We start from the raw sequence: 13,287 nt of genomic DNA on the forward strand, positions 1-13,287 counted from the left end.
GCATGAGCGTAAAGGTCAAGTTCATAAATAATAAGAAGCTTTTGTTGCAAAAAGTGATTTCCCAGGAAAGCGACTACGATCCGGAAGTAAGCCTATTATTAAGGCCGTTACATTCCCCTGGTTATCATACGACGTTAACCTTGAAGTCAAATCCTTTCGTGCATCCGACGCATCAATCGTTGCTTTACGCCTTAGCTTTATTGAATACGGAAGCTCCCGAGTATGTTGGAAGAGCTTGCGACGTTATTCGTCGGATCCTTACCTTACAAGATCAAGACCCCGATCGGGACACCTATGGAATATGGCCATGGTTCTATGAAGAGCCGCTTGATCGGATGGCGCCGCCCGATTGGAACTGGGCCGACTTCTGCGGCAAAGAGCTGGTGCAGGTGGAAAGGCTTCACGGAGCTAGGCTTCCTTCAGAGCTGAGGGATCAGATTCGGTTAGCGGTACGTTGTGCCTGCGATGCCATCATTAAACGAGATGTAGGGCCTCATTATACGAACATCGCGATTATGGGGGCTTTCGTAACCTTGCTCGCAGGCGAGTCGTACGGTTGGCAGAATGATGCGAAATATGCGTTGCGACGGCTGGAGAAGCTGATGCTCCATATGGATAAGTTGGGGACGCTTCAAGAATTCAACAGTCCCCACTATTCCGTGATCGCGATCGTGGAATTGTCCAAAATCCAGACATATACCACCAACGATAGAGCAAAAGAAATCGCTACTCGAATGTTGGATAGGGTATGGAAGATGGTGACAGAGCATTATCACCCCGTCACGAAGCAATGGGCAGGCCCGCACAGTCGCAATTACGGTACGTTGCTTAACGATAAGATTAAGTCGTTCCTGCAGCTGGCAACGGATCATCGGGTGACTTTCTTTCCCGACGAAGATATCGTCTTCGATGCCGAATGGTACGGCAGCGGGAGCCGATGTCCGGACTGCTACTTGGAGTTGTTCCAGCGAGAGGACTCGAGGTTTCTCGAACAACCTTATTATCGAAACGAGGAAACGGGATTCGCGAAATGGGCGTACACGTACCTCAAGCCGGCATATACAATCGGGATGTTCGGCGAGGAAATCATGTGGAACCAAACTCGCGGATTCGTAGCCTATTTCGAGAATAACGGGGAGACGACTTATTTGCAGATGCGCTGCTTGCACGACGGATACGACTATTGCTCGGCGGTGCTTAGTGTTGCGGCCAAGGACGATCTTCTGCTGTTAGGAGTGCGGTTTCTCACGAACGGCGGGGACACGCATCCGAATTTGGACCGTATCCAAGGGAAAGTGGAAGCCGAGGATTTCCGGCTTCGTATGGAGCTCGGAGGTTGCATGGACCGCGTTAGCGTGGATACGAACGGGGCGGAAGCTCAAGTCGTCATTAACGGGTTGGCTCTTCGATTCGATAGCTTGTATGCGGCATTCGGAGTGAAATCGTCCGACGTCATGCGAGATTGGGAATGGGAGGCGAACAAGTCGGATAATAGCTACGGTCTGGACTTGACGATCTACGGCGGCCGGCGACGGACGATAGATTTCCAAGCGCTGGACAAAGCCGCGTTTCTTATCTCATTAGCGATAGGCGAGGCGGCGGAGAAGGTAAAACAAATCGCTGTCGTAGAAGAGGCCGAACAGGTGACCGCACAAGTAATAGCCGAGCAGGCGAGCGGTTTGCAGCATCAATTATCCATTCCCTTAAAGCCGAACGACAATCATCCTATATAAGGAACGGTTCGGACGAGATTTACCCCCATTCGTGGTTATTGCTGATCGATCGTCCGGTGCTTGGCCGTTATGGCCGAGTACCGGGCGATCTTTTTATTAGAATGTTGTACGAATGACTCTATGAATCTATCAAACCGGGTGAAAAGTATAATAAAGATTAGCTAAAGAACTGATTATTTTACATAATTCGACATGATTCAACATTTTCCGGCATAATACCCCTCTATTCATCATCAACCCTACGCACTTATAATTAACCACATCCAAATTATTCTATTGTTCTCTAAATAGAAGCGGCTAGCCATACGATAGACAACGTTGGCAAACAAATTTCAAAACTTATCTGGTACGGGTGATCATATGTTGAAAGAGACGACGCTAGAGGACTATTACGAATTGCGGACAATATCCAATAACCGGCTACATGCCGGCAGAATAGCAATTTTCTTCCAAGGAGCGCTAGGCTTAAGCGTAATTCCTAGTGTGATTTTTGCTATTGCCCTGCATGTAGGCATTTGGGAGATGACACCGGTATGGCAATTCATAATGACTGCTTCTTTTACCCTGAATGCCATTCAATTGATTGCAACCGTGCTCTTTCAATTCGATAAGATTATTTATCGCTTTCAGAAATTGCAATCCATTCTATTATGTATGGTATCGATAAAAGTGACTTTGGATTTCTATTTGGTTTATTTCTTTATGTGCGTGGATATGAAAATACCCGAGTATATGACCATATTAGGAATCTGTCTGATGCTCGGAGGGTTCGCGGTATTGGTTATATCCACGCTCCGAGCTATTCGCAGAGTGAAGCAGGGCGAGTTTAGACAGGGGGGCAGAAAGCTGTTTAATTTCCAATCCGATGAAGGAGGGGGGCGTTTAAGCAAGCAAACGAAATATATCTCCTATATTAGCATTGGCATTTTTTTGTTGCTCACTTGCTATTCCAGTTATAGCCAAGAGAATCCTGAACTATTCGAAGAATGGTTTGGAAGCCATTTCGCCGCGTTGAATCCTGTTCCCATTTTGATCATGGTTACCATCATACATTACGGCATTTATATGGTTTGGCCCGAGTTTCTGTTATTGACTTATTGCAAATTTAGGTTCGAGGCTTTCCATGACAAAATGTATTCTACGGACAGCGCGCCTAAAAGAAAGAAGGAAAGAAGGAAAACGAAAGGATTTATGGGGTGGTTTAAGAATCCGATCGCGGTAATTCTGTGCTGGACGGGATGGAGCAAGCAATGGAGGGCACCCTTCTGGGCAGTTCTCGTAACCTGGGCGCAGGCATACACGGTCATATTCGTGTTGCTGTCGATTCTATTTCTCTTAACGGGAGATTGGGAATACAAGCTTGTATCCATAGCGGGAATATTCTCTTCTCTGCTTCTGATAGGGCTGATTCTCGTTCTTGGCGTATTAAAGTTAATACATAAGATCATTCTTAAACTATTTCGGAGGAGTTTTGTGAAGTAAAGAACGAAGCGAGGAATATCAATTATGAATAGAACTAAAGCATCCATCTTAATTATGTTGCTCGCAGTACTTGTCGCCGGATGCGGTTCGAGAAAACAAATTAACGAGCCCAGCGATACTGCTTCGAATACTGTAACGTCAATACCCTCGCAATCCGCAGCAGCACCCATAATGACGGAACCCTCCGCAACTAGCCGTCCCGGTACAACGGAATTGCAGCTTTTTGCAGATAAGTACCTAAAGGAATCGGTGGAGATCAGCTATCCGCAATTAAAGAATTTGACGGATAAGGCTATGCAGGATTCTCTTAATAAGCTCATTAAGAATCAAGCATTATCTATATTAATGGAATACGAAGGGTTAGAAAGCGAGGTCAATTTGCAAATCGGCTATGTTCCTTTGCGGAATACAGAGCGGATTCTGAGTATTCAGTATAGGGGTGTCGGTTATTTGGAAAATGCTGCGTATCCCGATAACCATTTGTATACAACTAATTTGGATTTGAAGACGGGGACTCTATTAAAGCTAAAGGACTTTGTTGTTGTAGATAAGGATTTTATAGCTGAATTTAAGAAAGGAACGTATAAGCCGTACGATCCCGAATTAAGTATCGAGCAAGAGGTTAGGGAAGTTCTGGCCGAATACAGCGATTCTGATCTCATTAGCTTGTTCGCTAAAGCGGATGTTGCTGGCAGTGATAACGAAGCAAATATATTCTCCTATCTTACGGAGGATTCATTGGGAATAAGCATTGGCGTTCCCCATGCATTAGGCGATCATGCCGAATTCGAGATTCGGAATCCAAAGCTGATCTTGGATGGAGAAGTATGAGACACTGATATCGGAAATGATTAGGAGATCTATATTTTGGCGGATAGAAGGGGGTTAGTAGAGCATGGATTCAGAGTTCGAGGAGTATGATTTTCGCATTATTCAGGAAATCGTCAGACACGAGGTCGAGCCGACCTTCGTGCAAAAAGCATTAAGCACTATGGGGAAACCCGTAGATAAGCTTCTAGGTTGGGTCGAGAAAGTAGACAACAAGCATGTTAACTCCGCGCTGAATAAAATAAACGGCATTGTGGAGAATGGGCTGAAACTTACAATAAAAGCGGGCAATCGTATTACAAGCGAAGAGAACGTTCTTAATGAATATAAGAAGATTTATAAGCTCGAGCTCTCCGACGTGAGTAGCATAAGGAAGTTGTCCATTCAACAGATGGATAGGGTCGCGGATACGTATGATTTCTCTAACGGCTTCTTGGTCGCAACCGAGGGGGCGATCCTTGGAGCAGCGGCGACGTTATCGGAAATCATCCCTTTTGCTCAGATCGTAATTCCGTCGATCGTGGTCGCCGACGTAACGGCATCCATGACGATTATGTCCCGGCACGTCTCGCAGATTGCGACGTCATACGGCTATTCTTCTTATGATTCTATTAATATTCCAGACATTTTAGCGGCGATGGCGCCCGTATCCTCATCCTTGGATGAAGGATTTCTTACCGCGAAGGCGGCAGCGGCAATGGAAATCAAGAACGCCGTAGAATTTTCCGCCAAGCACGTCGGCGATTTGCTCGATGATATCGCGGCACCGAAGCTCGTTGAATTTATCCGCGCGATAGCGAATAGATTGGGGCTGGTCATCACGGAAAAGGAGCTGGGGATGCTGGTTCCCGTTGCCGGCGCGGTCGTCAACGGTGGCCTGAATTTAGCTTTCCAGCAAACGAATCATACGAATGCCAAAGACTATTTCAGAAAGCTTCATCTCATCGATCGATATGGTGAAGACAAATTGTTGTTGGCTATCGCAAAAGAGAGGAATCGACTAACTACATGATGAAAAAAACATTATGGATACTATTAATAGCTTGCATAGGATTTGGAACTTCGAGTCAAGCGGCTAGCGTCTCGAAGAGTTTTGGTTATCTGGATACGAAAGGATCGATATTCGTTCCTATCGCATTTCTTAAAACCTTAGATATCGAAGTTGGATGGGATGCCCAAGAACAGCGCATCGACTTGACGAAAGAAGATTCCAAGCTTTCCGTATATATAGGGAAATCCGGGGCGGTGGTTAACGATACAACCGTCCAATTAACGGAGATTCCTTATATCGACCATGGGATTAAATACGTACCGCTACGTTTCGTGACCGGCAATCTGGATATGAAGCAAGAGTGGATAGGAGCTACGGCGTCCGTGACGGTGACTCTGAATAAGCAAGCGGTTGCGGAATTGCCGATTATCAAGCCCAAAGCGAATCCGTACGAGACCAAACCTATCGTCATGGCGAAGAAGACGTTCAAGGTCGGCGGTCGTTCTTTTGCCGTACAAATGGTAAAAGTTGCGCTCATGAATCCCAAAGTAAGTCTAGGCATCGCACTGGCTAAAGGCGAAGTGGGGAAAGTCGATGAGCTGAATAACCTGGCCAAGGCGAACGGGGCAATCCTTGCGATTAACGGAAGCTTCTTCGATGCGTACACGGATTTGGATTACAAGGTTCCTTACGGCAACGTGATAAGCAAAAGCGAGCTCCTGCATAATGCCTTAAGCGATCGTCGGACGATGTTTACCTTCGACGATAACAATTTGGTTAAGCTCATTGCCGGAAGATACTATAAAGAGCACTATAAGCAGATTTCGATCGTGGGCGGCGTACAAGCGGGTCCACGTTTAATTATGGATGGCAAGATTTCTCTTAACGTCGCGGAGGAAGGTTTTCGGGATCCCAAAATACTAACGGGGGGTGGCGCGAGAAGCGCAATCGGCATGACTCGCGATCACGAATTGATCATGCTTACGACCGGAGGGGCGACCATTCCCCAGCTTGCGGAACTTATGAAACAGGCCGGCGCCTACCAAGCTATGAATCTGGACGGGGGCGCTTCCAGCGGCTTGTACTATGACGGACAATACTTAACGAAGCCTGGCCGTCAGATCAGTAATGCGATAATAGTCAAATTAAATTAATTAGTAGGAGATATGATATTGATGTTTATGAAAACCGTAGCAACCGTAATCGTACTTTCCGCTGTATTATCTTCAGGTTCCGCTTTCGCGGCTTCGCAGCTTCCGGAACCAAGAAAGCCGCAATTGGGTATCGACGTCATCGTCGACGGGATGAAGGCAACGTTTCCCGACACGGAGCCGTTCTTCGACGATGCCGATCGTACGATGGTGCCTGTCCGTTTCGTGAGCGAAAAGCTTGGAGCGGAAGTGTTATGGGATAACAAGGCTCAAATCGTAACCATCAATTACAAGGGCAAAGTTATTACTATGCCTGTAAACTCGAAGGTTGTTACCGTCGACGGCGTAGAACAAACTCTTGATACTTCCGCTATTTTGTCCGAAGGTCGAGTAGTCGTTCCATTACGCTTCGTCAGCGAGACTCTAGATACAATTGTTAAATGGGATGGAAGCTATAACGCCATAACTGTAAGCTCAAAAGACTTTCTTGACCGAATCGAAGACGGTACTATCAAAGTCGATACTTATGGTCGCAAGCTACGTATAAACACGACGAGCAATATTCCTAAATCCGCTAAGGATTGGCAACTACTAGAGGACACGGAGAACTATGCTTATGATGTAGCTAAGCCATACACTCTACCTCGTGACAAAGCAACAATGTCTGCAATGGAGGTTCTTACCCAATACACTATTAATAAAAAATCCCGTGATAATATCGTAATGAGTATTAAGAATAACTACAAACTAGCATTGAATGTTGATTATAGAACTATTGATGCAAGTACATATTATAAATCCTCTCTTTCTTTATATTGGAAAACAGGTGGAACTTTTCCAACAGAAGTTCTATATAGATTTGTAGATTTTATTAAAAAAAATCATGTTATAACTCAGGGGTATGCTTTTCCGGATGCCAATTCTCTTTACCGTAAAAATGGAGAATATTTCATGAGAACCAAGTTCAAATTCAAAGTTATTAGTTCTGATGATATGTCTCAATTTTCAATGGATAGTTACAATCCCAGTTCCTACTCTGAATCTCCAGATTGGGTGAAAAAGAATCAATGGTATATTGGCTATGCTGATGTGCGCTTAGATTCGAACACTAGTAATTATTTCATTGAAACTCTCAAAATGAAAAATGATGAGAACATGTTTATTCTAAACGGTCCGAAAGGATCTCCAGCCTATTCATATAAGGAACTTAAGTAATTGTTGATTCCGACAAGAATCCAATAAAATCATAGATCTAGCATAAGCATACAAGGGATTTGTCTGAATATAGGGAATATATAGATTGTTATTCATTCTATGCACCAGGGTGATGAAGATTAATAACAACTATTTCACTACAGAGATCAATGAGATGCTGGTGCTTAACTCCTTTTTGAACCTGACGTCCGACGCTGTGTACGTCATTGATTTGAATGGACGAATCATGGCGGTTAACAAGAAATTCGAAGAGCTTCATGGCTGGACGCGGGAAGAAATCGTTGGCAAGGAAATACCGATGTCCGCCGAGGACCGGGAAATTTCATTAGAGATTTTTCACCGGATTCTTAACGGCGAACAAGTAACCGTACTGGAAGCAGCGAAGATATCCAATAACGGAAGTTTTTTCTACGCGGACGTTACGATATCTCCCGTAAAGAACGAGGAAGGCATGCTTGTGGCGCTAGTCGTCATCGAAAGAGATATAACGGACAGGAAACAAGCGGAGGATTTGCTTAGAGAAAGCGAAGAACGATATCGGGTTCTGGTGGATTGTTCGCCGGAGCCTATTGTCGTCTGCCATGAATTGATCATCGTTTTCGTCAATCCGGCTGCCGTGAAGCTTCTGGGCGCGAATTCATCCGGAGAGCTGATCGGGCAGCATGCATCCCGGTTTTTGCTTGATGAAACGATGTTGGCTTTACCTAAATACGTGGATGAGCTACTAAAAGGAGGTAAAGCATCCGAAGGAGCCGAGCTAAGCTTAATACGCACGGACGGTAAAATCATACACGTCGAATACAGGGCCGTTCCGATCAATCTGCAAGGCGTCAAGTCCGTCCAGTTGCTCTTTCGCGATGTAACGGATCGTAAGAAGGCCGAATCCGAGCTAGCGGATAAGGAGATGGAGCTAAGCCGAATTCTTCAGCTCTCGCCGGAGCCGATTTTGCTGCATCAAGCGGGCAGAATCACTTTCGTGAATGATCGGGGCATCGAGCTGTTGAATGGTACGAAGAAAGAAGAATTCGTCGGTCTTCCGATTATCGATTTTTTCTGCGCCAGTTGTCATCCCCTAATCCTTGAACGTATGAGAAAGGTCGTTCAAATCGACGATTACATGGAGTTCGTCGAGATGAAGCTCAAGCGCTTGGACGGCGAGCTTATCGATGTAGAAGTGGCTTCCATATGCGTGCATAGGAATATCCGCGCTCCGATCGTTCAAGTCGTCATTCGGGATTTGACGGAGCGTAAGAAAACGGAGGAAATGATCCGGAGATCCGATAAACTGTCGATTGCCGGGGAGCTTGCCGCCGGCGTCGCGCACGAAATACGGAATCCATTGACCGCGTTGAGGGGTTTCATGCAGCTGCTGAGCGCGAAGAAAACGGACTACGTGGATATCATGCTCGTGGAGATCGATCGCATTAACCATATCGTAAACGAGTTCATCGGAATGGCCAAGCCTCAAGCCTTAAACTTTATCAGATGCGATATCCGCGATCTGATGGATAACGTCATTATTTTTCTTCATCCCCAAGCTCTTCTATACAATGTCGAGTTAAAAATAACCATTCAAGCTCCGATCTCTCCCATTGAATGCGAGCCGAACCAAATCAAGCAAGTGTTCATGAACGTGCTGAAAAACGCGATCGAGTCCATGCCCCAAGGAGGCGAGGTGGAAATCGTCATCGCGATGAAGGAAGACCGTGACATTATCGTTCGAATCGTCGATCAAGGCGTAGGAATTCCCGAAGACCGGATGGAGAAGATCGGCGAGCCGTTCTTTTCCTTGAAAGAGAGCGGCACCGGTTTAGGCTTGATGGTATGCCATAGGATCATCGAAGCGCATCAAGGCAGGATTACGATTAGCAGCGTCGTGAATGAAGGGACGACCGTTGAGATCGAATTGCCGTCGAAAGGTCTCTAGTTTTTTCTCGAATAAAGATAAAGTTTGGGTTAATTGGAAAAATATATTGACGTCCGTTGTCGGACATTCTATAATCATATTAGAAAAGAGAAATACAAGTCGATTGATAGTTTCGACTATGAGGAAGCTTGTAGAAATTTTAGAACGGCGGTCATGTCTTAGCTGGATTGCCCTCTTTCAATTAAGGAGGACGTCACTTGAACCCATTGAACGAGATTATGTCTACTGAGGAAGCATCCAAGCTTTGGGGAGTTCATCAAGACCACGTTAAACGCCTATGTCGCGAAGGGAAAGTCATTTGTCGCAAGTTCGGCAAGACCTACATCCTTCGCAAGAATCAACCGAAGCCGGGCATTAAGAAAGCAATCGGCGCCGTCGTCTAATTTACTCCGCTTTTTACGAAGGGAAACATCAAGATGGTTTACGATGGAATCATACTAGGATTGATCGTAGGATGGATCCGCGCAGGCTGGCGCAGTGGGCTTATGGCCCTCTCGCAAATCAAAATCCGCGGCGGTTGGATTTTTCCGGTGATCCTGCTGATCCAACTCGGTCTTTACTCCCTGCATGGCAAAGTTCGATTTGTCGAGGATTATAACGGATACATATTTATGCTTGTATATGCCGCAGGGTTGGTCTTGCTGTGGTTGAATCGGAAAGAAAAAGGGTTTTGGTGGATTTTTGCCGGAGTGTCGATGAACTTTCTGGTTATGCTGCTTAACGGAGGTAAAATGCCGGTGTCGCTTGATGCGATATCCGTCATTGACCCAGCCTATGCCGAATCGCTCAGCAACAGCATGATAGAAACCAAGCACTCGATCATGACGAATGCGACAGCGCTTCCTTTTCTAGGCGACATCATACCGCTAACTTTGCCGTATCCTAGGCAATTAGTTATAAGCATTGGGGACGTCATCATGAATTTCGGTATCTTCGTATACTTGCAGCATGTGATGCTCGTTCACAAACTAAGTTCTTCCGTTGTTCAGGCGAAATAACGATATTTCATTCATTCTAAGGGGTTGATGGCGATTAAACGAGTAGAGGGCATCAAAATTACCCGTTAACCGTTCGTTCATCCGCTTCTGATTAAAAAATTAAAATAAAAGGAGACTTAATCCATGAAAAAATTAGAAGGCATCAAAATTACTCGCATCTTAGTAAATGCAGTTATCGTGGCTTCCGTTGTCGTCGCTCTGACGGCCGGCATTAAAATCGGCGGATAAGAAAGCAGCTTCTGAAGATATCAGCAAGTCCACAAACATTACGAAAGGAGACTTAACCCATGAAAAAATTAGAAGGCATCAAAATCACTCGCATCCTAGTAAACGCGGCAATCGTAGCTTCCGTTGTTGTCGCTTTGACAGCCGGCATCAAAATCGGCGGTTAATGAATTGCAAAATTAGGGAAAATAAACGCGCATACATATGACGAACCGAAAAAAACTAAAATAAGAGGAGACTTAACCCATGAAAAAATTAGAAGGCATCAAAATCACTCGTATCCTAGTAAATGCGGTAATCGTAGCTTCCGTAGTCGTTGCTCTGACGGCCGGTATCAAAATCGGCGGATAATAAATGCTTACCAAGGGGAACAGGCACACCTGTTTCCCCTTAATATTTTAAATTGAAATACGGAAGGGTCGGAAGGGACAATGGGCGGCGCTCGCAAAATTTACGATTACATACGTCAACCCGGCTATGCTTACGTCGTGCTGGTTTGCTTATCCGGCGCGTCCCTTTTTGTGTTCAATAATATTCATTCCATAGTCGTCTACTCGCTATCGGACTGGGTAATGATTTATGCTTTTGTCGCCACCGTGCTTATTCTCGAGTACTTCACGTTCAGGATTCCTCCAGAAGGAAATCAACAGTCGATGGATTCAACGATCTATTTGGCGACTGTTTTTATATACGGCATTCAGTTTTCGTTGTTCGTGCTAATCCTTAGTTCGATTGTCAAAATTTTATACGACCGCTCGATGAAGTGGTGGAAGCATCCTCTGAATTTCGCGATCTACACGATTATGATTACGGGTGCGGCTACATCGTTCGAATTATTAGGCGGCAAGGTCGGATTGTTCGACATCTATCAATTTCATGCGTACATTATTTCTCTGGTCATCTACTTTTTCCTAAACGTCTCTCTTGTCGGCGTATACTATTTTCTCCTGTACAAGGGAGTACTATTCGAGATTATTAAATCATTTCTGAAAGACGTCGTATTTGCGTATCTAAGCACGTTACTTCTATCAATCGTTTTGGTTATTCTTATTAACAGCAGCAATACTTTCGGATTATTCTTGTTTTTGGTCATCGGGATGTTGTTATCCCATGCGTTCAGGCAATTGTTCAAGATGTACAACGAAATGAGCGAAAAAGCGAATACGGACCAGCGAACGAGACTATACAGTCACAGTTACTTCGAGGAGAAGCTGGATGAATATATGGATCAAGCCAAAGAGAAAGATTCTCCGCTTTCCTTGGCGATGATCGATTTGGATGACTTCAAAAAGTACAACGATGCATACGGTCATCCGCAGGGAGACCGGCTTCTGTCCTTCTTCGGGCAACTCATTAAGGAAGCATGCGAGCCGCTTGATCTGTTTGCCGCTCGTTACGGCGGAGAAGAGTTTACCATAATTATGCCGGGGTTCGAGAACGCCGCCGCGAAGAGCTTCATCGATAAGCTTCGGAAGAAAACGAACGATACTTGGTTCGAAGGAGTCGACGTTCTCCCTCACGGCTGCATCTCCTTCTCGGCAGGCGTTATTGCGATCCATAAGGATACCTATGACAAGTCCCAATTAATAGATTGGGCGGACAAAGCTCTTTACACAGCCAAATCCAAAGGGAAAAACACGGTATGTATCTATGGAGAAGAAAGCGAGCTGCCGCAAAGTCTCGAACAGGATATCAATGAAATCGAGCAGCATATCAAAATCTTTCTTTCCAAGGACGTATACACGTTTAAGCATTCGAAGCGGGTATTCTCCTATGCCGTGGATATGGCGGACGTACTGGCGCTAAACGAAATCGATCGCCGACTATTGGTTCTCGGGGCATTGATTCACGATATCGGTAAGTTGGAAATCCCCAGGGATATTCTGAATAAGAAGACGAAGCTGACGAACGAGGAATGGGAAATCGTTAAGAAGCATGTTCAATGGGGCAAGGAGATCGTGAGCGTAACGGAGAAGTTCAAGGATTTGGTTCCGTTAGTCGAGTTGCACCACGAGAGATACGACGGCAAAGGTTATCCTTATGAATTGAAAAACGTAGAAATCCCGTATCTTGCGCGCGTATTGTGCATCATAGATTCGTTCGATGCCATGACGACGGAGCGGCCTTATCAGAGAACGAAATCCTTCCTGGAGGCTTTGGAGGAACTTCGATCTTGTGCCGGCACCCAATTCGATCCGGAAATCGTGGACTACTTCATTCAATATATTGAAAGCAAGTTGCCATCCCGATCTGCAATCGGGGAGGAAGTCTCATGATCTAGCATGGCAAGGGGGTGTCTTTCGGGACACTCTCTTTGTTTTGAGCTGGAATATTTTGTGACTTGATTTGATGTGACGGTACGTGGTAGATTATATTTCTTGCCGCTAAAGCAATCTTAAACTATTAACTTAAAATATTAATTAATATCGAAGAGTTGGTAAATTTAGAGGGTTGCAAATTGTCGAACGGTGCGGTAAGATGTAATTCCTGCCTCGGACAACGAGGTGGATAAGCAAGGAAGAAGCTACTAAACGAAACACAAATTGTTCTTTGAAAACTGAACATTGAGCGTAAGAGTGTGACTGATTGCCAGCGATGTTTCATCGCGCACAGTCATCGCACGTAAACAACAAACGTCTGAAGCGGACTTTCGAGTCTGCGGAAGGCAAACCAGCACTACAGATTGAGCCTCAAAAGGCTCTGTTATAAGCAATGTCGACTTGTCGACGGCGCTCTA

General features: G+C 45.2%; 10 protein-coding genes. All 10 read left to right on the forward strand.

Annotated features, from left to right (window positions below):
* Positions 1-2: 2 nt before the first annotated feature.
* On the forward strand, positions 3-1,733 hold the full coding sequence (locus DFP95_RS27140; RefSeq protein WP_115995812.1) for a RasGAP domain-containing protein: 1,731 nt from the start codon (positions 3-5) through the stop codon (positions 1,731-1,733).
* A gap of 360 nt (positions 1,734-2,093) precedes the next feature.
* Positions 2,094-3,215: a hypothetical protein gene (locus DFP95_RS27145; protein ID WP_115995813.1), complete on the forward strand. Its 1,122-nt coding sequence runs from the start codon at positions 2,094-2,096 to the stop codon at positions 3,213-3,215.
* Positions 3,216-3,239: 24 nt separating this feature from the next.
* Positions 3,240-4,046 carry a polysaccharide deacetylase family protein gene (locus DFP95_RS27150; RefSeq protein ID WP_115995814.1) on the forward strand — a complete coding sequence of 269 codons (807 nt, stop codon included), beginning with the start codon at positions 3,240-3,242 and terminating at the stop codon, positions 4,044-4,046.
* Positions 4,047-4,110: 64 nt separating this feature from the next.
* On the forward strand, positions 4,111-5,055 hold the full coding sequence (locus tag DFP95_RS27155; RefSeq protein WP_115995815.1) for an EcsC family protein: 945 nt from the start codon (positions 4,111-4,113) through the stop codon (positions 5,053-5,055).
* A complete protein-coding gene (locus DFP95_RS27160; RefSeq protein ID WP_245988011.1) occupies positions 5,052-6,188 on the forward strand; it encodes a phosphodiester glycosidase family protein in 1,137 nt (378 codons plus the stop codon). Before DFP95_RS27155 ends, DFP95_RS27160 begins: the two co-directional genes overlap by 4 nt.
* Before the next feature lie 21 nt (positions 6,189-6,209).
* Positions 6,210-7,400 carry a copper amine oxidase N-terminal domain-containing protein gene (locus DFP95_RS27165; RefSeq protein ID WP_181907636.1) on the forward strand — a complete coding sequence of 397 codons (1,191 nt, stop codon included), beginning with the start codon at positions 6,210-6,212 and terminating at the stop codon, positions 7,398-7,400.
* Between the two features lie 112 nt (positions 7,401-7,512).
* Entirely contained in the window at positions 7,513-9,327 is a 1,815-nt protein-coding gene (locus tag DFP95_RS27170; protein ID WP_115995817.1) for a PAS domain-containing sensor histidine kinase, read from the forward strand.
* 197 nt (positions 9,328-9,524) lie between these two features.
* Entirely contained in the window at positions 9,525-9,710 is a 186-nt protein-coding gene (locus DFP95_RS27175; protein WP_115995818.1) for a helix-turn-helix domain-containing protein, read from the forward strand.
* Positions 9,711-9,743: 33 nt separating this feature from the next.
* Positions 9,744-10,325, forward strand: coding sequence for a DUF5317 domain-containing protein (locus tag DFP95_RS27180; protein ID WP_115995819.1), 582 nt, complete (start codon positions 9,744-9,746; stop codon positions 10,323-10,325).
* 656 nt (positions 10,326-10,981) lie between these two features.
* Complete coding sequence (locus tag DFP95_RS27185; RefSeq protein WP_115995820.1) at positions 10,982-12,826, forward strand: bifunctional diguanylate cyclase/phosphohydrolase; 1,845 nt, start codon at positions 10,982-10,984, stop codon at positions 12,824-12,826.
* The last annotated feature ends 461 nt before the right edge of the window (positions 12,827-13,287 follow it).

This window comes from Cohnella lupini (genome assembly GCF_003386205.1).
GTDB classification, from domain to species: Bacteria; Bacillota; Bacilli; order Paenibacillales; family Paenibacillaceae; genus Cohnella; species Cohnella lupini.